Below are 20,075 nucleotides of genomic sequence, written 5' to 3'. Positions count from 1 at the left end.
GCGTGCAGGCTCATACGCTGAGATAGGCTTGCCTGACGGCTTCGTTGGCGGCAAGTTCTTCCATCGATCCCTCGAAGCGGATCTGGCCTTTTTCCAGCACGTAGGTCCGGTCGGAAACCAGCTCGGCGAAATGCATGTTCTGTTCCGACAGAAGAATGCTCACGCCCTCCGCCTTCAACTCCAGAATCATCTGTGCCATCTGCTCGACGATCACCGGCGCTACCCCTTCCGATGGTTCATCCAGCAAGACCAGATACGGGTTTCCCATCAGCGTGCGTGCCACCGTGAGCATCTGTTGTTCGCCGCCGCTCATGCGGCCGCCGGGGCGATTCGGCATTTCTCCCAGGTTAGGGAACAGTTTGAACAGGCGCTCCGGCGTCCACACCGGAGCCAGCGAACCATCGGGCCAATGACGTTTTTTCTGACGTCCGACATCGAGGTTTTCCATCACGCTCAGATCGGTGAAGATGCGGCGATCCTCCGGCACGAAGCCCAGCCCGCGCGCTGCCGTTTCATGCGGCTGCGAGGTCGAGACATCGTGTCCCATGAAGGACAATGCCCCGCGCCGTTTCGGCACCAGGCCCATGATGGCCTTGAGCGTCGTCGATTTTCCCGCGCCGTTGCGTCCCATCAGGGCAACGACTTCGCCGCGACGGACATCGAGATCGACGTTGAACAGGATTTGCGCCGCGCCATACCATGCACTGAGCGCCTTGACGTCCAGCAGTGTTTCCTTGACGGGGCCGGCTGCCCCTCCCTGCGTTGCATTGTCTGCCGTGACGCGCATCACGCGATCTCCCTGGATGTTTTTTCTTTTTCAAACGTCTTGCCGGTGCCGAAATAGACTTCCTGCACTTTCGGATGATCGCGGATATCTTTCGGCGCGCCGCCTGCGATCAGGCGACCACGCGCCAGCACGATCATGCGGTCGGCGTAGGCAAAGACGACATCCATGCTGTGCTCGGTGAACAGCACCGCCATGTTGCGTTCGGTCACCAGTTTCTTGGTCAATGCCATCAGCTCGTTGCGTTCCTTGGGTGCCATGCCGGCAGTCGGTTCGTCCATCAGCAAGAGCTTGGGCTTGTTCGCCATCGCGATGGCGAGTTCGACGCGCTTGACGTCGCCATAGGCAAGCACGCTGCATGGGCGGTCCGCCTGCGCCGCCATGCCGACCTGATCCAGCAAGGCCAATGCCTCTTCGCGCTTGTGCGCAGAAGCGGGACGCCACATCGAAAATAATTTTCTGTCAGCGGACAGCAGCGCCATCTGCACGTTCTCGACCACGGTCAGCGAAGAGAACGTTTCGGCAATCTGGAAAGTGCGGCCGACGCCCAGTCGCCAGATTTCGCGAGGCTTGAGTCCCACCAGCTCTTTGCCATCGAACTTGATCGATCCCACGTCGGCTGTGAGCTGGCCGTTCACCATGTTGAAGGTGGTGGACTTGCCTGCGCCGTTCGGGCCGATCAATGCCAGCAATTCGCCCGCGTGGAGATCGAAGCTGATGCCGTCGACTGCCTTGACGCCGCCGAACGACTTTCCGAGGTTGGTCACTGTCAACAGGCTCATCAGTGTGCCTCCTTCGTTTCGGTCTTGCCGTCATTGCTACTGTTGCGCCCGATGCGTTCAAACAATTGCCGCACGAAACCGGCAATCCCCTGGGGAAAGAGCAATACCAGCAGCAGGATGATCGCACCCAGCGTCGCGCGCCAGTAATCGGTGCTGCGCGCAATCGTGTCGTGCAGCCAGTTGAAGGTGACCGCGCCGACGATGGGGCCGATCAGGGTCTGGATGCCGCCCAGCATGACCATCACGATGCCATCCACCGATTTGCTGACGTGGAGCGTTTCCGGCGAAATGCTGCCCTTGGAAAATGCGAACAGCGCGCCCGCGATACCCGCGAACAAGCCGGCGACAGTGAATGCGACCCATTGCATCCGCTTCACGTCGATCCCGATGGCATCGGCCCGCAGGAAGGAGTCGCGGCTGGCGCGCATGGCGTAGCCGAAGGGTGAAAACAGCATGCGGCGCAATAGCAGGATACCGGCAAGCGCAACCGCAAGAGTGAGATAGTAGTACGCAGTCTTGTCGGCCAACCACGGTGCCGGCCACACGCCGGTCAAACCGTTGCTGCCGCCGGTAACGGCATCCCATTGGTAACAGATCGCCCAAGTAATCTGCGCAAAAGCCAGGGTCAGCATCGCGAGATAAATCCCCGACAGACGCACGCAGAACCAGCCGAACAGCAGCGCCCCACCAGCCGCCAACAATGGCGCAACCACCAGCGATGCTTCCATCGGCAAGCCGAAGCTGCGCACCAGCATCGCTGCGCCATATGCGCCCAGTCCGAAATACGCGGCGTGCCCGAACGAATGCATCCCGGCCGGTCCCATGATGAAGTGCAGACTGGCCGCGAACAATGCCGCCACCATCAGATCGATCGCCAGCACGGTCATGTATGGCGAATCTTTCATCAACAGCGGCAAGACAACCAGCGCCACGACGAGCACCACTCCTGCCAGCTTGTACAGCTTGTGCGCGGGGCGCAACGGTTCTTCCGCCGCGCCGTAACTGCGACTCGGCGCCTGCGGCCTCCCCAGCAGTCCGCAAGGACGAACCACGAGCACCGCGGCCATCACAAGGAACTCCACGACCAGCGTCAATTTGGAGAACGACACGCTGACGCCGAATACATCGACAAGTCCCAGCCAGATGCAGATCGCCTTGACCTCTGCGATCAGCAAGGCGGCGATATACGCACCGGGAATCGACCCCATGCCGCCCACCACGACCACGACAAATGCGGCGCCGATCGTGATGAGGTCCATTTCCAGATTCGCCGGTTCGCGCGGAAGCTGCAACGCGCCCCCCAATCCTGCAAGCACGGCACCCAATGCGAAAACGCTGGTGAACAGCCAAGCCTGATTCACGCCCAGCGCGCTCACCATCTCGCGATCCTGTGTGGCGGCACGAACCAATGTGCCCCAGCGCGTGCGCGTCAGCAGCAACCAGAGCAAGCCGAGTACGACAGGCCCGATAACGATCAGGAACAAGTCATATTGAGGAAACTGACGCCCGAGTATGGTGACCGAGCCGGACAATCCCGGCGCACGCGGCCCGAGCAATTCATCCGGCCCCCACAACCACAACGCGGCATCCTTGATGACCAGCACCAGGGCAAAGGTCGCCAGCAACTGGAACAATTCGGGCGCGCGATAAATGCGGCGCAACAGCACGATCTCCACCACTGCGCCGAGTACACCGACCACCAGCGCGGCCAGCACCAACGCCAGCCAGAAACTCATGCCGCCGCCCAGTCGCTCGACCAGCGTATAGGCGACATAAATACCGACCATGTAAAACGAGCCATGCGCGAAATTGACAATGCGCGTCACGCCAAAAATCAACGACAGTCCGGCTGCCACCAGGAAGAGCGACGAGGCGCCCGCCAGACCATTGAGTAACTGAACCGCGAAACTGGAAAAGTTCATGAACCGTGCCTTCTTTCAGCGGAATGTGAAGTGCGTACGGCAAAATCGCCTTTATCGTCATTCCGAATGAAGCGAGGAATCTCAAACCTCAATGCAAGCGCATCCGGTGGAGATCTCTCGTCAAACCAAGCGGAACACTGTCGTGTCGATGAGCAGTCACGACAGTGCATTTTGAAAGATGTTCGACGCTCCTGCGGCATGGGCGACGGCGTTCCCGCTGCCGCCCATGCGTCCACAGATCCGTGACTTAATCAACCGCTCGGCGCTTCGCCACCTCAGCGGCGGAAGGCTGGTACTTTGCGCCGTCGAGGTAGTGATAGTTGACCATCACGCCCTTGCCGCCCTCGTTCTTGGTGCGTCCCACGTAGCCACCCATCGTCGATTGATTGTCCTCGGGGCGGTACGTGATCTGCCCGAACGGCGTCATGAGTTGCAGCCCCTTGAACGCTGCGACCAGCTTTTCAGTCTCGGTCGATTTTGCTTTTTTCATGCCCTCTGCGAGCGACATGATTGCGCTATAGCCGACGACGGAACCAAGGCGCGGATAGTCCTTGAACTTTGCTTCATATGCACTGCGGAACGCTTTATGTTCCGGCGTCTGGATGCTGTACCACGGATAACCGGTGACGATCCAGCCGTTTGGCGTTTCATCCTTGAGCGGGTCCAGGTATTCCGGCTCGCCAGTCAGCAAGCTGACCACCTCGCGCCCCTGGAACAGGCCGCGCGTATTGCCCTCACGGACGAATTTCGAGAGGTCAGGTCCAAAGAGCACGTTGAAGATCGCATCGGGTTTGGCATCGGCAAGCGCCTGGACGACGCTGCCGGAATCGACCTTGCCCAACGGTGAAGCCTGTTCGGTCACAAATTCCACATCGGGCTGCGCGGCCTTCAGCAATTCCTTGAATGTCGCCACGGCGGATTGGCCGTACTCATAGTTGGGGTACACAAGCGCCCAGCGTTTCTTCTTCAGCGCAGCGGCTTCCGGCACCAGCATGGCGACCTGCATATAGGTCGACGGGCGCAAACGGTAGGTGTACTTGTTGCCGTTCTGCCAGACGATCTTGTCGGTGAGCGGCTCCGCAGCCAGGAAGAAGAATTTGCGCTGCTTGGCGAAATCCGTCAGCGCCAGGCCGACGTGCGACAGGAAAGTCCCGGTCAGCACATCCACCTTCTCGCGCGAAATCAGCTCCTCCGCCGCGCGCACCGCATCGCCCGGATTGCCGTTGTCGTCGCGAATCACCAGTTCCAGCTTCTTGCCGTTGACGCCGCCGCTTGCATTGACCTGATCCACGGCCAGTTCGAGGCCCTTGCGGTACGGCTCAAGGAAGGCTGGTTGCGCCTTGTAACTGTTGACTTCCCCGATCTTGATCACTCCTTGCGCATGTGCCGTGAGTGCATTGGCGGCGGCCCAGAGAACAGCAACTGTTGCGAGCCAACTGCTTGTCTTCTTCATGTACCTCTCCTTGTAGTGGATCAATCAATACAGCGTTCGTGCGCAATGCAGCTCACTCTCTAGCGCAAACCGTCTTCTCCTTTGATTTCGTGGGGCTGCAGCCCTCCCACGCGGGGTAATGGTCGGCCGCTGTCGGTGACGACAACGGCAACGACGATTTCGTTGGCCCGCGGCGCGTCAGCCACCCGTGCTTCCATCGCGTCGAAATGACTGCGGACGAATGCGGCATCCTTGTGGCCGAGCGGCACGTCGATGGCGGATCCGACGCCGCCCATCTTCTTGCTCGACGGGACGAGTGCGGCGCCCTTGCTCACCGCCTGACGCAGCGGTGCGCCGAGCTTGGGATGAAGGATGGCCGCAGCGTGTTCGAGTTCTCCCGCCTCACCGACGATGGCAGCCTTGCCGTAGCTTTCCGCCTTCTCCGGCGCGATGCCCAGCGCCTGCACGCAGCGCGTTCCCAGCAGCCCGCCCAGTTCCTCGCCGATGGCGATCAGTTCATCGAGCGACTCTGCATAACGTCCGGCGTAGGGATTGTCGATGACAGCCATCGCCAGTGCTTTCCGTACGGGCGGATCGATGGACTTTCCCATTTCGGAGCGGGTCTCGTCAACTTGCACGATCAGTTTTCGAATCTTTGCAGGCATTGCGTTGTTACCTTTCCATGTGTGAGTTGGAAAACGCGCATCGGATATCAGCGCAGGCCATCCCATTTTGCGATGTCGGCCGCCTTCAGACCACCGACGCGCGCGTGAACACGCGCTCCGGTGCTCATCGCGAGAATGACAACCAGTTCATCGGGACGCGGCGCACCGGGAACCCGCACTTCGATCGCATCGAAATGGCTGCGCACATAGGCCGCGTTAATGTGCGTCAAGGGAACATCGAGGGTCGCGCCCGGACCAGCCACCTTCTTCGTGGATGGCACGATGGCCAGCGCGTTGCCTGGCTGCCCCTTCACTCCGCTGCCCTGGCCCGCCGCATAAGCGGCCGGATCGCCTTTCCAGCCCAGCAGCTCCCGCATCGCATAACCGCCCGGCACATGCCAGAGCGCACCATGCTCCAGCTCGCCGTGTGCACCGATCAGCGCACCCTTGCCGTAGCCTTCGATTCTTTCGACAGGAACATCAAGATCGTCAAGCAGATGGCGCGCCAGGCTGATACCCACGTCGTTGAGTCGCTCCATCATGGGAAGGATGTCGGGTTCATGGCGTCCCGCATAGGGATTGGTGAGGATGCCGGCAATATAGCCGCGCCGGAGCGGTACCGCAGGCACCGGGCCGAATTCGTGAAAAATGTCTTCGACATGACTGAAGACACGGCGGATCTCGATCATAAGCATGTCCCTCTGATTTTCGATTCGATGCTGTTCGGCATGAGCGCAAGCTTATCCGAAATATTTCAACACACTATAGCGGAAGACCGGTGCGCCGCCTTTGCCGGACCGTTCAAGGCGCGCCGGAAAAACTGCAGTGTTCCCGCCATGTATTCATCCAGATGTGCAGCCCTTCCCTGACACACCAGAAACGCATCACGAATCAGTCCTGCTTCTTGCAAGTCGCGTGCCTGCACAAGACCGGCGCGCAACGCTTCGTCGACAAGCGCCGCCTCGAGCCGCGGCACATCGACGGTCACTGGCAGGCTTCCGAGATCCGTGTCGTCCTTGAGTTCGCATGCGGGAAGACGCCGGATGCGCATGTCGTCCACGTTGACCGCATTCGCAATCACGGTTGCCGCGGCATCGGCCTGCGCGGCGGTCGCGGCAAGCACCGTCACGCTGTCGGCAATGCCGAGCGAGAAACTGCGGCCGCGCCATCCGCTCGTTGCGATACCGCGCACCGCCATGTGCGCGTCGATCATAATTTCCCCGTCGGCGCGCAGCTCGCCACGCATGGCATCACCGGTCGCCGCGACAATATCGGTGCAGATACCGACCCGCCATGACTCGCCCGCACTCAGATGGAGCGCGATATCGCCGCCATTGTTGATCGCGGCCCGATCGATGCCGGGTTGTTCGTAGCAGCCGATGAGTTCCTGGGCGACCGAACCTGCCACCGCCGCCATGGGAGTGATATAACGAGCACGGAACGGATGACAGGCCTCCCACATGCGCCGGGCGATTGCGCCATTGACGCGGCATGTCTCGCGCACGGGGCGACGAAGTTCATCAAGTTCGCTCACCAGTTCCGGCAACACGCTCTCGAATCGGCGCCATGCCCGACGATGTGCTGCGTGGACCGCATCGGCGTGACCGTCGGCCTGGATCACGAGATCGATCGGCCCGTGAGAGAAATGCTGACGGCCATCCGGGAGCGAAGTGCACTGGGGCGCCATGATCTCTCCTTCCGTTCAACCGAGCATCGGGCCGACATCGGCCGGCCACGCATTGATTGAAGGCTGCTGCAGCCATCTTCTGCGTGTCGGTGCGCCCTCGTTGTGCCATGCGCCCGTGCCGAGCACCGACGACAGCGAGCGCACGTAATCCATATGACCGCCAAGCGCCTGATAGTCGGCCAGCTTCATGGTGAATTCTATCGGCGCGACGATTGCCGGCGTCGGCACGGTGCCGAAGCTGTTGTCAGGCATGCGCATCACATCGGTCATGACGGTAATGCCGCCGCCGGGCCAGACATATGCGGGCGCTCCACCACATGTCACATTGACCAATGCCTGCTTGATGGATCGGGTCAACAGGACCGGGTTCTCGGTGACGCCTGCGCGCAGGCTGCCACCCGCGCCGCCGAGGAACAGGACGGTCGTCAATGACGGTTCGCAGTTTTCGCCGATCCGCTGCACGACCTTTTCGACCTCGGCCGGCATGTCCTGCTCGATGGGGCACAGGCTGTCGTCCAGCACGAACCAGGCAGAATGCTCGCCCGTGGTGGAGGTCATCAGCAGACGCAGTCCCGGCCATGCCACGTCAGGATCCCATCCTTCGATGATGCTGATCGGATCGGAGATGTCGGTGCCGCCCCACCCGATGCCTGGGTTGGCGACCTGGAAGTAACGGCCCGGCGTCGACTTGCGTCCGCGGATTTTCACGCCGGACGGCGGAATGTCGAGACAGCGCCCGGCCTGATGCTCGGTCAGCACGCCGGTGATGTGGTCGTCCACCACGATCACCTCATCCACCTTGCCGTACAACTGCTTGGCAAAGATGCCGATCGTAGCCGACCCGCAGCCGACCCGCATGCGCTGTTCTTCGATGCCGTTGACGATAGGCGCGCGACCAGCATGGATCATGACCTGGGAGCCGCCATCGATGGTCAGTTCCGCCGCCTGCTTGTTGCCGATTACCTGCATCATCTCGGCCGTGAGGCGCCCTTCCTTCTTGCTTCCTCCGGTGAGGTGATGCACACCACCGAGCGAGAGCATTTGGGAGCCGTACTCGGCGGTCGTCACGTGTCCAACGACTTCGCCCTTGTAACGGACATTGGCCTGCTCCGGGCCGAGATATCTGTCGGTGTCGATCTTCACCTTGAAGCTGCAGTAGCTGAAGATTCCTTCAGTGACGACGGTCACCATGTCGACGCCCTCGGCCCTGGACGACACGATGAAGGGCGCGGGTTTGTAGTCGGGATAGGTGGTCGATGAACCGACGCCGGTGACGAACACCTCGCCGGCGTGCAGCAGGTCGCCGTTCCACTCGGATTCCGCAACGGGACTTTCGCCGGACTTCCCTTGCGTGTCGTCTTCCTCCATGCCCGGACGTCCTGTAAAAGGCACGACCGCGCCATCCGAGGAACCAAGAACCTTTTTCAGGAGAATGACCGGATCCACGCGCACAAGCGTTCCATCCACATTGGCGTAGCGGTCGCACGCGCCCGATCTGCCGGCAGTGATCTGGCACAGCACGGGACAGGCATTGCATTCGATCTTGTCGCTTGCCATGCGCTCGCTGCGCGGCTTGGCTCGCTCAAGTATTTGCGGCTCGATTCCTGGCAAGCCGTCGGTCTTCGTGTGCTCGGTCATGATGCCTGCGTCTCCGTTGTTCCTTGATCGCACATCCCGTTTTATTTAATGTAGTGTACACTACATTTTCGTTTAGTATATGCTACATATTGATGCTGCAAGCGCAAAATTGAGCGAAGGGCGACGCACCTGCCGCATGCCGGCAATGCCGCAGCGCCTCGCATGCCGGGAGACTGCAATGACACATGTGGTGACTGAATCCTGTATCCGCTGCAAATACACCGACTGCGTTGACGTATGCCCGGTCGACTGCTTCAAGGAAGGGCCGAATTTTCTGGTGATCGATCCCGAGGAATGCATCGATTGCGCGGTGTGCATAGCGGAGTGTCCGGTGCAGGCAATCTGCGCGGAAGACGACCTGCCGGCAGCGATGCATTCATTCGCCGACCTCAATGCCGACCTGGCCAGAAGCTGGCCGACCATCTCGAAACGCAAGGGCCCGCTGCCCGATGCGGAAATCTGGAGAGAGAGAACGGATAAAATTACATATCTGGAGCGTTGATTGCTCCATTTTCTTGAATAATTTGATTGTGGCAACGATATGAGCAACCTGCACGAAGAACGAGTACTGAGCGTCCACCACTGGACCGACCGCCTGTTTACCTTCACGACTACCCGCGATCCCGCGCTACGCTTCAGCAATGGTCATTTCACCATGATCGGCTTGCGGGTGGAGAACAAGCCCCTGTTGAGGGCATACAGCATCGTCAGCGCCAACTACGAGGATCACCTCGAGTTCCTGAGCATCAAGGTGCCCGACGGCCCGCTGACTTCCAGACTGCAGAACATCCAGGTCGGCGACACGATCATTGTCGGCCGCAAGCCCACCGGCACGCTCGTCACCGACTATCTGTTGCCAGGAAAGCATTTGTATCTGCTATCCACGGGCACCGGACTCGCGCCGTTCATGAGCATCATCCGCGATCCCGAGACCTACGAAAAATTCGACCAGATCGTCCTCGTTCATGGCGTGCGCCAGGTTGACGAACTTGCATATCATGATCTGCTGGTGGAACACCTGCCGAACCACGAATTCCTCGGCGACATGGTGACCAGCAAGCTGCGCTACTACCCCACCGTCACCCGCGAGCAGTACAAGAACATGGGCCGCGTGACCGACCTGATCACCAGCGGCAAAATCTTCTCCGATCTCGGCCTCCCCCCGCTCGACCCCAAAGCAGACCGGATCATGATCTGCGGCAGCCCCGGCATGCTGCGCGACCTGAAGAAGATGCTTGAGGAAGACGGCTTCAAGGAAGGGAATACGTCGACACCAGGCGATTTCGTCATCGAACGCGCGTTTGCAGAGCAATAGCATCCGCTCCGCCATGTGCTCTGCGGCTTGATGGCTTTGGATAACTTTTCAATAACGGCCTGAACATGGCGACAACTTCCCCACGACGCACCACTGCCAATACAGCGGCAAGGCGGCCACGCGTGCGCGAGCTGGCCGCGCAAACGACGCAGGAAAACATCCTGCGCGCGGCGACGAAGGTGTTTGCAAAGCACGGTTTCGCCGGCGGCCGCATCGAACAGATCTCCAAAGCCGCCAAGTCGCACGACCGCATGATCTATTACTACTTCGGCAACAAGGAAGAGTTGTTCATTGCCGTCATCGAGGATACCTACCGGCGCTTCAACGACGCAGAGTCGAAGGTCATCCTGAACATGGATGATCCGGTCGAGGATCTGAAGACGCTGGTGCGGTTCATGTGGGACTACTACCAGCAGAACCCCGAGTTCATCACGCTGCTCAACAGCGAAAACCTGCATCGGGGCAAGCACATTTCCAAGTCTCTGCGCGCGCGCGAGTATTCCTCGCCGGCGATCTCGCTGATGGGGCGCGTGCTGGCGAGAGGCGCCGAGATGGGCGTTTTCCGGCCTGACGTCCGGGCACGCGACATCTACCTGATGAGCGCGGCGCTGGCCTATTTCTATACATCCAACCGCTTTACGCTGTCGGCCTTTCTGGGCGAAGACCTGGGAGCACCGGACGCGCTGGCGCATTGGGAAGGATTCATTACATCGGCGGTGATACGGCAGGTATCGATGACGGAGAGTACGAAACAGAATACGAAACCGCCAGACAAGCCGAAGGCCGGCAGGCGAAAGGTGACCTGACAGCCCCTGCCTTTTTTGTGTTGCGTTTATGTGTTGCGTTTTTATGATGAATACGCAGCCGATACATCCTTCTTTTTACGTTACATCGTCGGGAAAATCTCATCCAGAACAGGGGACAACTCATGGCAGACGCAGGCACCACATCGAAATCCGGGAAAGTCGTCATCAAGAACATCGGTCTTCTCCTCTCGGGCGACATCGACCAGCCGATTCTCCAGGCCGATACCATCGTCATTCATGACGGCGTGATCACCGCGGTGGGCGCAGAGTCGGATTGCGATACGGCGCAGGCGGACACGGTCATCGATGCGCGTCAAACCTGCGTGGCGCCGGGCCTGATCGACAGCCATGTGCATCCGGTGTTCGGCGACTGGACTCCCCGTCAAAACCAGCTCGGCTGGATCGATTCCACCATGCACGGCGGCGTGACCACCATGATTTCCGCCGGCGAAGTGCACCTGCCGGGCCGCCCCAAGGATATCGTCGGCCTGAAGGCGCTTGCCATCACCGCGCAGCGCGCCTTCGACAATTTCCGCCCCGGCGGGGTCAAGGTGATCGCCGGCGCGCCCGTCATCGAGAAAGGCATGACCGAGGAAGACTTCAAGGATCTCGCGGAAGCCGGCGTCACACTGCTTGGCGAAGTCGGCCTCGGCTCGGTGAAGGCAGGCGAAGAGGCACAGAAGATGGTGGCATGGGCGCGCAAGTACGGCATCCAGAGCACCATCCACACCGGCGGTCCTTCCATTCCCGGTTCCGGACTGATCGACAAGGACGTGGTGCTCGAAGCCGACGCCGACGTCATCGGCCACATCAACGGCGGCCACACGTCGCTGCCCGAAGCCCATGTCTGCGAGCTGTGCGAAAAATCGAGCCGTGCCATCGAGATCGTCCACAACGGCAATGAACGCGTCGCCATTGCGGCCGCACAAGCCGCCATCCAGCTCAAGTGCCCGCATCGCGTGATCCTCGGAACGGACGGCCCTGCCGGCTCGGGCGTCCAGCCGCTCGGGATGCTGCGCATGGTCGCCCTGCTGTCGAGCCTCGGACGGATTCCAGCGGAACTGGTGTTCTGCTTCGCAACGGGGAACACGGCGCGCATCCGCAATCTCAACCGCGGACTGATCGAGGTCGGCCGCGCGGCGGATTTTGTGTTCATGGACAAGGCGCAACATTCCGCCGGACGCAATCTTCTCGACAGCGTGCAGCTCGGCGACATCCCCGGCGTCGGCATGGTGATGATCGACGGCATCGTGCGCTGCGGCCGCAGCCGCAATACACCGCCAGCCACCGAGATACCGGTCGTCGTCCACTGAGAGTTCAGCAAATACCTGACACTCGTTTCGTCATCCCGGCACACGTCGGAATGGCGAACCTTTGTGGCGACTTCCAGCAATTCAATAACTTCGAACAGGTCAAGGCCAGCAACTCACGAAACGGGAAAGCGTCATGGACAGCATCGATCTCGAGGTTTTGAAGACTGCCTTGAAATGGTCCGATAGCGGCGCCCGTACGCTGCTGGCGACGGTGGTGCGAACCTGGGGTTCGGCACCGCGTCCGGTCGGCTCGATGATGGTCATTCGCGAAGACGGGCACGTCAAGGGATCCGTCTCCGGCGGTTGCATCGAAGACGATCTGATCCGGAAAATCCGGGCGGGCGAATACCGCGATCGCAGTCCGCGCATCCTGACTTACGGTGTGTCGGCCGACGAAGCGCATCGCTTCGGCCTGCCGTGCGGCGGAACGCTGCAAATCGTCCTTGAGTGCGTTTCTGCACAGTCGCAGCTGGCTCCGCTGCTCGATGCCGTGCAGCAGCAGCGGCTCGTGACCAGGGAGCTCGATCTTGCATCGGGCGCGGTCACGCTCGCGCCCGGCGCTCATGCCGCCGCACTCGCCTTCGACGACGCGCGGCTGATTACGGTGCACGGCCCGCGCTACCGGCTGGTGATCATCGGTGCGGCACAACTGTCGCGCTACGTCGCCGCCTTGGCGAAGATGCTCGACTACGAGATCATCGTCTGCGACCCGCGTGAGGAATATCTCGCCGAATGGGATATCGACGGCGTGCAGCTGTCGACCGAAATGCCCGACGACCTGATCCTGCGCCTGCAGCTCGACTCGCACTGCGCCGTGCTGGCACTGACGCACGATCCCAAACTCGATGACATGGCCTTGCTGGAAGCATTGAAATCGCCCGCGTTCTACGTCGGCGCGATCGGTTCGCGCGCGAACAACGACAAGCGTCGCCAGCGGCTCGCGCTGTTCGACATCAGCACTGCCGAAATCGCCCGGCTGCACGGCCCGGTCGGCATGCATCTCGGCGCGCGCACGCCGCCGGAAATCGCGATTGCAATACTGGCGGAAATGACGGCGATGCGGAACGGCGTGCCGGTCCTGCAGACGCATGCCATGCGCGAACATGCAGCGGTGACAACAGCGTCATCAGGCTGCAGGTTCGGCTGAGCGACTGATCGGGCACACATCCTCGATGACCTGCGCCGAAGCAAAACCCCGCTACGCCGGCATCCTGCTCGCCGCAGGACGGGGATGGCGCTTCGATCCGGAAGGCAGACAGAACAAGCTGCTGCAGACTCTCCCGGACGGCACCACCATCGTGGCCGCTGCCGCACGCCATCTGCAAGCCGCAACTGACTCCCTGCTTGCCGTGGTGCCCGCCGATTCACCCGTCCTCTCCGCCCACCTTTCCGCGCAGGGCTGCGCGGTGACCAAGTGCGCCGCCGCCGATACCGGCATGGCCGCGTCGCTGGTACATGCATTGCGCCTCGCCCACGATGCGCCGGGCTGGATCATTGCCCTTGGCGACATGCCCTTCGTCTCGCCCGACACGATCCGACAGCTTGCCGCCGCGCTCGCGCAAGGCGCGGATATCGCAGTGCCGGTCCATCAGGGGATGCGCGGCAATCCCGTTGCATTCAGCCGCAGGCACCTCGACGAGCTGTTGCAGCTGCGCGGCGACATCGGGGCACGCCGACTGATGCAAACCCATCCTGTGCACGAGGTTCCCGTAAGCGACCCCGGCATCCTTCGCGACATCGACACGGCGTCCGATCTGGAGAAATGCCGGTTTTGAGCAGCGCCATTGCGGGCGCTGATTGACGCACGGAAGTTTCGTCACACTCATTCTCGAAATCGCTTTTCCCGATGCCGATCAACGTTTGGCCAAATTTCATTGGCATCATGGACAGGCAGGCGTGACGATCCATCGTCAGGCGTTTCCGCCGACTGCTTTACCCATGAGGGAAACCAGCATGAACAGCCAAGCCGAAGACAAGAAGCAACAGTTGCTCGCCAGCATGCAGGAATTTGCGCGCAGCCGTTTGCAACAGAATGACTTTTCGATCGTCCAGCCTTTCCTCGCGCATTACTACGCGCAGGTCGGCGCGGACGGCGTACTCGGCACGAATGTCGAGGATTTGTATGGCGCCGCCCTTGCTCACTGGCAGCTTGCGCGCGGCTTCGTCAGCGGCGCGCCGCGTGTGCATGTGTACAACCCGGAACTCGAAGAGCATGGCTGGAAGTCCGCGCATACGGTGATCGAGATCGTCAATGACGACATGCCCTTCCTCGTCGACTCGGTGACGATGGAAATCAACCGGCTTGGCCTGACGCTGCATTCGGCCATCCATCCCGTATTCCGTGTGTGGCGCGATGGGCAGGGCCGCATCGAGAAAGTGCAGCCGGCGTCGGACAATCTTCCCGATGGATCCACACACGCCACGCTGGAGTCCTGGATGCATTTCGAGGTGGACCGCTGCAGCGAGCCGGAGAAGCTCGAAGCACTGCGCACCGGCATCGCCAAGGCATTGAGCGATGTCCGCGCAGCGGTGACGGACTGGCCGGCGATGCTGGACGCGGCCCGGCGCAGCATCAAGGAGCTGGCGGACGATCATCAAGGCGATGCAGCCCGCCAGGCCGAGGTCACGGAAGCCCGGGCGTTTCTGGAGTGGCTGACGGCAGGGCATTTCATCTTCCTCGGCTATCGCGACTTTGACCTGATCACGAAGGATGGCGACAATTTCCTTCAGGGAAAAGCCGATACCGGTCTGGGCATTCTGCGGCTGGAGGAACGGCAGCGCACGCGCCTGTTCGTGCGGCGCGATGTGCTGGATCGCTACGTGTCCTGCATCATTTTCGTGCCGCGCGAAAAATACACCACGGAGTTGCGCGTGCAGATACAGAAGCTGCTGTTGAAGTCGTTCAACGGCAGCAGTGTCGAGTTCACTCCCCTGCCGTCGGAATCGGTGCTGGCGCGTCTTTACATCACGGTGCATGCGCGTCCGGAGGGATTGCCGAACGTGAACAAGTGGTGGCCGAAGGCGGCAACCTGGGTGTGACGCAACTCGGCCGCATCGAATTTGCCCAGAGTAGTACCGGTGGCGGCAGAATCAACACCGACGCCATCGACAACTCGGCCGGCGTCGATTGCTCTGACCATGAAGTCAAGATCAAGATCCTGCTCAACCTCGTGGTCGGCGACGGCGAAATGACGGAGAAGCAGCGCAATGTCTTGCTCGCCGACATGACGGACGACGTCGGCCGCATGGTCTTGTCCGATAACTACTACCAGACGCAGGCGCTCGCGCTGGCCCGCCATGTCGCCGCTGACATGCTGGAGCCGGAGGTGCGCCTGATGCGCTTTCTCGAACAGGCGGGACGGCTCAATCGTGCCATCGAGTTTCTGCCCGCCGATGATGAAATCGCGGAACGCAAACTCGCGAAGCAAGGCTTGTTCTTGCCAGAGCATGCCGTGCTGCTTGCGTACAGCAAAATGTGGACCAACCACGAGATGCTCAACTCCGATCTTCCAGAAGAGCCGGTCATCGCACGCGCGCTGGCGCAGTATTTCCCGGAGCAGCTGCGCGAGCGCTACCGCGCGACGATGGAGCAGCATCCGCTCAAGCGCGAGATCATCGCGACCTATCAGACCAATGGTTCCTGCGTCACCACGATGCGCGCGAATCGATGGAGGCCACGGCCGCCCGGCTGCGCGTCGCGGCCGACGACCTCGGACCGAAACTGGTCACCCTGCTGGCGGCCCGCGATGCGGAAATCGTCGGCGCGGTGCTCGACATCGCGGAAGTCGCCAGTATCTATTTCTCGCTTGATGTCTACCTCAACTACAACGCGATCCGCGAACGCGTGGCGGCCTTGCCTGCGGATACGCACTGGCAGATGCTGGCGCAGTTTCTGGTGGGTGCGATGCTCGTGGCGGGGACGCAGGTGGTGTATATCGTGTGCGGCCTGCTGTTTCTAGCGGCGACCGCCTGCGTGTTTTTCATTCGCGTCGAACAGGCTTCGCGCGCGCCGCAGCCGGTGACGCTGGCGTAGCGGATAGATGGAAGCACGCCCGCTTCAGCGCTTCACCAGCGCATTATCACCACCGAACAGCGAACCGCCGCGCCGCACCACGTCCTGAATCCGCCTGAACATCTTGTCCCTGTCGGCATAGACCGCATCGACGAACTGCATGGGCGCGGTCGTCTCGGGGTCATGCTGTGCGCTCCAGCCGGACATTTCCAGCAGGATGGGGATCAGCCCCAGCCCCTTTTCCGTCAGCGCGTAGACATCCTTGCGGCCATCCTTCTCGTGCGGCCCCTTGACGAGTATGCCCTTCTGCTCCAGATGGGCGAGGCGCGCGGCAAGCACGTTGGTGGCAATGCCCTCGCTCGAATCGCGAAATTCGCCGTAGGTCCTTTTTCCCCAGAAGACAATGTCGCGCACGATCAGCAGCGACCACGGGTCGCCGAATGTTTCGAGCGCGAAGTTGACGGGGCAATGCGATTTATTTTCAGCGCGTTTCATGAACTTATTGTAACATGCTTGCATCATGCAAGCGAAATGCTATACTGCGACGAAACGCGGCTTGAAATATCGGCAACAATTCGGCCCGGAAAGACATCCTGAAACCCCATAACAACGCAAAACAACAAGGAGAATCGTTTGACAAAACACATCGATGGGCAAAAGCGCTGGCTGGCACTGACGGTCCTCTGCTTCGGCGTGCTGATGATCGTGCTCGACACCACGATCGTGAATGTCGCCCTGCCGTCGATCAGGAGCGATCTCGGCTTTTCCGAAACCTCGCTGGTCTGGGTGGTGAACGCATACATGCTCACCTTCGGCGGCTTCCTGCTGCTCGGCGGCCGGCTGGGCGACCTGTACGGCCACCGCCGCCTCTTCCTGATCGGGCTCACGCTCTTCACGCTGGCATCGCTGGCCTGCGGCATGGCGAATTCGCAGGCATTGCTGATCGGCGCACGCGCCGCGCAAGGGCTGGGCGGCGCGGTCGTTTCGGCAGTTGCGCTGTCACTCATCATGGATCTCTTCACCGAGCCCGCCGAACGGGCAAAGGCAATGGGCGTCTACGGTTTCGTGTGCGCCGGCGGCGGAAGCATCGGCGTGCTGCTCGGCGGCGTCCTGACCAGCGAGTTCAACTGGCACTGGATTTTCCTCGTCAATCTGCCGATCGGCGTCGCGGTGTTCGCGCTCTGTCTCGTGCTGCTGCCGGACGGCCGCGGACAGGCAGCCGGGGAACGTCTCGACGTCGCCGGCGCGGCAACGATTACCGCGTCGCTGATGCTCGCCGTCTACGCGATCGTCAACGGCAACGAAGCGGGCTGGGGATCCGCGCAGTCGATCGGGCTGCTTGCTGCAGCTGTTGCGCTTCTCGCACTCTTCCTCGGCATCGAAGCGCGGGTGCGTGCGCCGCTCGTGCCGCTGGCACTCTTTCGCCTGCGCAGCGTCACTGTCGCGAACATCGTCGGCGTGCTGTGGGCGGCCGCGACGTTCGCGTGGTTCTTCATTTCGGCGCTCTATCTCCAACTCGTTCTTGGCTATGACGCGATGCAGGTCGGTCTTTCCTTCCTGCCGGCCAATCTCATCATGGCCGCATTTTCGCTCGGCCTCTCCGCCAAAATCGTGATGCGCTTCGGCATCCGTCTGCCGCTCGCGGCAGGACTGCTGGTGGCGGCGACCGGCCTCGCGCTGTTTGCCCTCGCACCGGTGGATGGGAACTTCACCATGCACGTATTGCCCGGCATGACGCTCCTCGGCATCGGCGCCGGCATTGCCTTCAATCCGGTCCTGCTGGCTGCCATGAGCGAAATCGAACCGGGCCAATCCGGCTTGGCGTCCGGTGTCGTCAACACCTCGTTCATGATGGGTGGCGCGCTCGGACTGGCGGTTCTCGCCAGCCTCGCTGCCGCCCGCACCGAAGGCTTGCTTGCGGCTGGAACGGCTCCTGCCGTCGCACTCAACGGCGGCTACCAAATTGCTTTCGCCGTCGGCGCGGTCTTCGCGGCTGCGGCGGCCTTGCTGGGAATCTTGCTGCCTGATTCACGGCAGCACGCGCCCGCGCAGGCAGCCGTGTCGGCAGCGTCGTAGCCCGGACATCGACATTTCCGCATCAAACACACTGGAGGCATTCATGTTGAAAATCATCGGTATCTCGCTTGTCGGCATTGTCGGCATTGTCGTCATCGTGCTCGCCCTGGCTGCAACCCGGCCGGACACCTTCCGCGTCCAGCGTACGACAAGCATCCAGGCAACGCCGGAAAAAATCTTCCCGCACATCAACGACTTGCGCCGCTTCAGCGTGTGGTCGCCGTATGACAAGAAAGACCCGGCGATGCAGCGCACCTACAGCGGCGCTGCCAGCGGCAAGGGCGCGGCGTATGCATGGGAAGGCAATGGCGAGGTGGGCAAGGGCCGGATGGAAATCGCGGAATCCGCTGCGCCCGCCAAGGTCACAATCAAACTGGACTTCATTAAGCCATTCGAGGCCCACAACATGGTGGACTTCACGCTGATACCGCAAGGCGACGCCACCGAAGTCACCTGGTCAATGCAAGGACCCGCACCTTACCTGGCCAGGATCATGCATCTGTTCTTCGACATGGACAAAATGGTAGGCAAGGACTTCGAAGTTGGTCTTGCCGATCTGAAGGTTCTTGCGGAGAAGTAAGCTGTAAAAAATATGCGCGGCCCGTGTCGATTTTCCGCCGCCTTGTTCGTCGTGCAATCAGAGCCGTGGAATTTCCCATGCTCTCCAACCCAACCCGACAGGAGATATGCGATGCGATTCATGATCATCATCAAGGCTGACAAGAACACCGAGGCAGGCATGATGCCTGACGAAAAACTGCTGACCGCGATGGGCAACTTCAATGAAGAGCTGGTGAAGGCGGGCGTGCTGCTGGCCGGCGAGGGACTGCATCCGAGTTCGAAGGGCGCGCGCGTCCGGTTTTCCGGCGATACGCGCACGGTGATCGACGGGCCGTTCGCCGAGACGAAGGAGCTGATCGCCGGCTACTGGTTGTGGCAGGTGAAGTCGAAGGAAGAGGCGATCGAATGGGTCAAGCGCTGCCCCAATCCGACCGGTGCGGAAAGCGAGATCGAGATCCGTCAGATATTCGAGGCCGAGGATTTCGGCGCGGAATTCACGCCTGAATTGCGCGCGCAGGAAGAGCGGCTGCGCGCCGAAACAGCAACCTGGCGCTGACGTCGCAAGCGGTTGCGCGCACGCTGTCTGCAACATCCCTCAAACCATCCCTCAAACATCAAGAAGGAGATTGCCATGCAAGTTCAACCCTATCTGTTCTATAACGGCCGTTGCGAGGAAGCCCTCGAGTTCTACCGCAAGACGATCGGCGCCGAGGTGGAGGTGCTGATGCGCTTCAAGGACAGTCCCGAACCGCCGCAACCCGGCATGGTGCCGCCCGGCTCCGAAGAGAAAGTGATGCATGCGAATTTTCGCATCGGCGACACCACCCTGATGGCATCCGACGGCTGCAACAGTGGACAACCGGAATTCGGCGGATTTTCGCTGTCGCTGACTGCGCCCGATGCCGCCAGGGCGGAGCAATGGTTCAAGGCGCTGTCCGATGGCGGCAAGGTGACGATGCCGCTCGGGAAGACCTTCTTTGCCGAAACTTTCGGCATGCTGGAAGACCGTTTCGGCCTGGGCTGGATGATCATCGTCGAACCGAAATGATGGTTTCGGCTGTCGATTTCGGCCGGTCTCGATC

20 protein-coding genes and 1 pseudogene are annotated in these 20,075 nt (G+C 61.0%); 12 read left to right on the top strand and 9 right to left on the bottom strand.

Going from position 1 to position 20,075, the window contains the following annotated elements:
• Window positions 1-10 precede the first annotated feature (10 nt).
• The 8 genes from D3870_RS19130 to D3870_RS19095 form a co-directional block, all read right to left on the bottom strand.
• Entirely contained in the window at window positions 11-787 is a 777-nt protein-coding gene (locus D3870_RS19130; protein WP_119742555.1) for an ABC transporter ATP-binding protein, read from the bottom strand.
• Entirely contained in the window at window positions 787-1,566 is a 780-nt protein-coding gene (locus D3870_RS19125) for an ABC transporter ATP-binding protein (RefSeq protein WP_119742553.1), read from the bottom strand. The genes D3870_RS19130 and D3870_RS19125 overlap by 1 nt, the downstream gene beginning before the upstream one ends.
• The gene (locus D3870_RS19120) at window positions 1,566-3,488 is read right to left on the bottom strand and encodes an ABC transporter permease (RefSeq protein WP_119742551.1); all 1,923 of its coding nucleotides are present in this window, start codon (window positions 3,486-3,488) and stop codon (window positions 1,566-1,568) included. The genes D3870_RS19125 and D3870_RS19120 overlap by 1 nt, the downstream gene beginning before the upstream one ends.
• 247 nt (window positions 3,489-3,735) lie before the next feature.
• Window positions 3,736-4,941, bottom strand: coding sequence for an ABC transporter substrate-binding protein (locus D3870_RS19115; RefSeq protein ID WP_119742549.1), 1,206 nt, complete (start codon window positions 4,939-4,941; stop codon window positions 3,736-3,738).
• Window positions 4,942-5,000: 59 nt separating this feature from the next.
• On the bottom strand, window positions 5,001-5,585 hold the full coding sequence (locus D3870_RS19110) for an amino acid synthesis family protein (protein ID WP_119742547.1): 585 nt from the start codon (window positions 5,583-5,585) through the stop codon (window positions 5,001-5,003).
• Window positions 5,586-5,632: 47 nt separating this feature from the next.
• Complete coding sequence (locus D3870_RS19105; protein WP_119742545.1) at window positions 5,633-6,274, bottom strand: amino acid synthesis family protein; 642 nt, start codon at window positions 6,272-6,274, stop codon at window positions 5,633-5,635.
• Window positions 6,275-6,339: 65 nt separating this feature from the next.
• Window positions 6,340-7,272, bottom strand: a complete 933-nt coding sequence (locus D3870_RS19100) for a UPF0280 family protein (protein WP_119742543.1) — start codon at window positions 7,270-7,272, stop codon at window positions 6,340-6,342.
• A 15-nt stretch (window positions 7,273-7,287) separates the two neighbouring features.
• Window positions 7,288-8,910, bottom strand: coding sequence for a 6-hydroxynicotinate reductase (locus D3870_RS19095; protein WP_119742541.1), 1,623 nt, complete (start codon window positions 8,908-8,910; stop codon window positions 7,288-7,290).
• Window positions 8,911-9,088: 178 nt separating this feature from the next.
• Between D3870_RS19095 and fdxA the strand changes: the two genes are divergently transcribed.
• The 8 genes and pseudogenes from fdxA to D3870_RS23265 form a co-directional block, all read left to right on the top strand.
• Window positions 9,089-9,412: a ferredoxin FdxA gene (gene fdxA / locus D3870_RS19090; RefSeq protein ID WP_119743138.1), complete on the top strand. Its 324-nt coding sequence runs from the start codon at window positions 9,089-9,091 to the stop codon at window positions 9,410-9,412.
• A 39-nt stretch (window positions 9,413-9,451) separates the two neighbouring features.
• Window positions 9,452-10,225: a ferredoxin--NADP reductase gene (locus tag D3870_RS19085; protein WP_119742539.1), complete on the top strand. Its 774-nt coding sequence runs from the start codon at window positions 9,452-9,454 to the stop codon at window positions 10,223-10,225.
• 65 nt (window positions 10,226-10,290) lie between these two features.
• Window positions 10,291-11,031 (top strand): TetR/AcrR family transcriptional regulator, encoded by a 741-nt coding sequence (locus D3870_RS19080; RefSeq protein WP_119742537.1) that lies wholly within the window; start codon window positions 10,291-10,293, stop codon window positions 11,029-11,031.
• Between the two features lie 122 nt (window positions 11,032-11,153).
• Window positions 11,154-12,344, top strand: coding sequence for an amidohydrolase family protein (locus D3870_RS19075; protein WP_119742535.1), 1,191 nt, complete (start codon window positions 11,154-11,156; stop codon window positions 12,342-12,344).
• Between the two features lie 133 nt (window positions 12,345-12,477).
• Complete coding sequence (locus D3870_RS19070) at window positions 12,478-13,491, top strand: XdhC family protein (RefSeq protein WP_119742533.1); 1,014 nt, start codon at window positions 12,478-12,480, stop codon at window positions 13,489-13,491.
• 25 nt (window positions 13,492-13,516) lie between these two features.
• Window positions 13,517-14,119 (top strand): nucleotidyltransferase family protein, encoded by a 603-nt coding sequence (locus tag D3870_RS19065; protein ID WP_119742531.1) that lies wholly within the window; start codon window positions 13,517-13,519, stop codon window positions 14,117-14,119.
• A 163-nt stretch (window positions 14,120-14,282) separates the two neighbouring features.
• A complete protein-coding gene (locus tag D3870_RS23270; RefSeq protein ID WP_422879678.1) occupies window positions 14,283-15,383 on the top strand; it encodes a hypothetical protein in 1,101 nt (366 codons plus the stop codon).
• Window positions 15,344-16,233: pseudogene (locus tag D3870_RS23265) on the top strand (NAD-glutamate dehydrogenase domain-containing protein); the annotation flags it as partial. The gene D3870_RS23270 and the pseudogene D3870_RS23265, both read left to right, overlap by 40 nt.
• A gap of 168 nt (window positions 16,234-16,401) precedes the next feature.
• Here D3870_RS23265 and D3870_RS19055 read toward each other — a convergent pair.
• Window positions 16,402-16,851, bottom strand: coding sequence for a winged helix-turn-helix transcriptional regulator (locus tag D3870_RS19055; protein WP_119743137.1), 450 nt, complete (start codon window positions 16,849-16,851; stop codon window positions 16,402-16,404).
• Between the two features lie 138 nt (window positions 16,852-16,989).
• On the opposite strand from D3870_RS19055, the gene D3870_RS19050 reads away from it, so the two are divergent.
• From D3870_RS19050 to D3870_RS19035, 4 genes are all read left to right on the top strand, one after another.
• Entirely contained in the window at window positions 16,990-18,432 is a 1,443-nt protein-coding gene (locus tag D3870_RS19050; protein WP_119742529.1) for a DHA2 family efflux MFS transporter permease subunit, read from the top strand.
• Window positions 18,433-18,475: 43 nt separating this feature from the next.
• Window positions 18,476-19,012 carry an SRPBCC family protein gene (locus tag D3870_RS19045; protein ID WP_119742527.1) on the top strand — a complete coding sequence of 179 codons (537 nt, stop codon included), beginning with the start codon at window positions 18,476-18,478 and terminating at the stop codon, window positions 19,010-19,012.
• 111 nt (window positions 19,013-19,123) lie between these two features.
• Window positions 19,124-19,549: a YciI family protein gene (locus D3870_RS19040; RefSeq protein WP_119742525.1), complete on the top strand. Its 426-nt coding sequence runs from the start codon at window positions 19,124-19,126 to the stop codon at window positions 19,547-19,549.
• A 75-nt stretch (window positions 19,550-19,624) separates the two neighbouring features.
• Window positions 19,625-20,041, top strand: coding sequence for a VOC family protein (locus tag D3870_RS19035; protein WP_119742523.1), 417 nt, complete (start codon window positions 19,625-19,627; stop codon window positions 20,039-20,041).
• The last annotated feature ends 34 nt before the right edge of the window (window positions 20,042-20,075 follow it).

It is taken from the genome of Noviherbaspirillum cavernae (assembly GCF_003590875.1).
Taxonomy (GTDB): Bacteria; Pseudomonadota; Gammaproteobacteria; order Burkholderiales; family Burkholderiaceae_D; genus Noviherbaspirillum; species Noviherbaspirillum cavernae.
This window is presented reverse-complemented; position numbering and strand designations above follow the sequence as displayed.

Bases quoted from the DNA above. Each gene is read 5' to 3' on its own strand.
- D3870_RS19130 (WP_119742555.1), bottom strand. From the start codon at position 787: ATGCGCGTCACGGCAGACAATGCAACGCAGGGAGGGGCAGCCGGCCCC.
- D3870_RS19125 (WP_119742553.1), bottom strand. From the start codon at position 1,566: ATGAGCCTGTTGACAGTGACCAACCTCGGAAAGTCGTTCGGCGGCGTC.
- D3870_RS19120 (WP_119742551.1), bottom strand. From the start codon at position 3,488: ATGAACTTTTCCAGTTTCGCGGTTCAGTTACTCAATGGTCTGGCGGGC.
- D3870_RS19115 (WP_119742549.1), bottom strand. From the start codon at position 4,941: ATGAAGAAGACAAGCAGTTGGCTCGCAACAGTTGCTGTTCTCTGGGCC.
- D3870_RS19110 (WP_119742547.1), bottom strand. From the start codon at position 5,585: ATGCCTGCAAAGATTCGAAAACTGATCGTGCAAGTTGACGAGACCCGC.
- D3870_RS19105 (WP_119742545.1), bottom strand. From the start codon at position 6,274: ATGATCGAGATCCGCCGTGTCTTCAGTCATGTCGAAGACATTTTTCAC.
- D3870_RS19100 (WP_119742543.1), bottom strand. From the start codon at position 7,272: ATGGCGCCCCAGTGCACTTCGCTCCCGGATGGCCGTCAGCATTTCTCT.
- D3870_RS19095 (WP_119742541.1), bottom strand. From the start codon at position 8,910: ATGACCGAGCACACGAAGACCGACGGCTTGCCAGGAATCGAGCCGCAA.
- fdxA (WP_119743138.1), top strand. From the start codon at position 9,089: ATGACACATGTGGTGACTGAATCCTGTATCCGCTGCAAATACACCGAC.
- D3870_RS19085 (WP_119742539.1), top strand. From the start codon at position 9,452: ATGAGCAACCTGCACGAAGAACGAGTACTGAGCGTCCACCACTGGACC.
- D3870_RS19080 (WP_119742537.1), top strand. From the start codon at position 10,291: ATGGCGACAACTTCCCCACGACGCACCACTGCCAATACAGCGGCAAGG.
- D3870_RS19075 (WP_119742535.1), top strand. From the start codon at position 11,154: ATGGCAGACGCAGGCACCACATCGAAATCCGGGAAAGTCGTCATCAAG.
- D3870_RS19070 (WP_119742533.1), top strand. From the start codon at position 12,478: ATGGACAGCATCGATCTCGAGGTTTTGAAGACTGCCTTGAAATGGTCC.
- D3870_RS19065 (WP_119742531.1), top strand. From the start codon at position 13,517: ATGACCTGCGCCGAAGCAAAACCCCGCTACGCCGGCATCCTGCTCGCC.
- D3870_RS23270 (WP_422879678.1), top strand. From the start codon at position 14,283: ATGAGGGAAACCAGCATGAACAGCCAAGCCGAAGACAAGAAGCAACAG.
- D3870_RS19055 (WP_119743137.1), bottom strand. From the start codon at position 16,851: ATGAAACGCGCTGAAAATAAATCGCATTGCCCCGTCAACTTCGCGCTC.
- D3870_RS19045 (WP_119742527.1), top strand. From the start codon at position 18,476: ATGTTGAAAATCATCGGTATCTCGCTTGTCGGCATTGTCGGCATTGTC.
- D3870_RS19040 (WP_119742525.1), top strand. From the start codon at position 19,124: ATGCGATTCATGATCATCATCAAGGCTGACAAGAACACCGAGGCAGGC.
- D3870_RS19035 (WP_119742523.1), top strand. From the start codon at position 19,625: ATGCAAGTTCAACCCTATCTGTTCTATAACGGCCGTTGCGAGGAAGCC.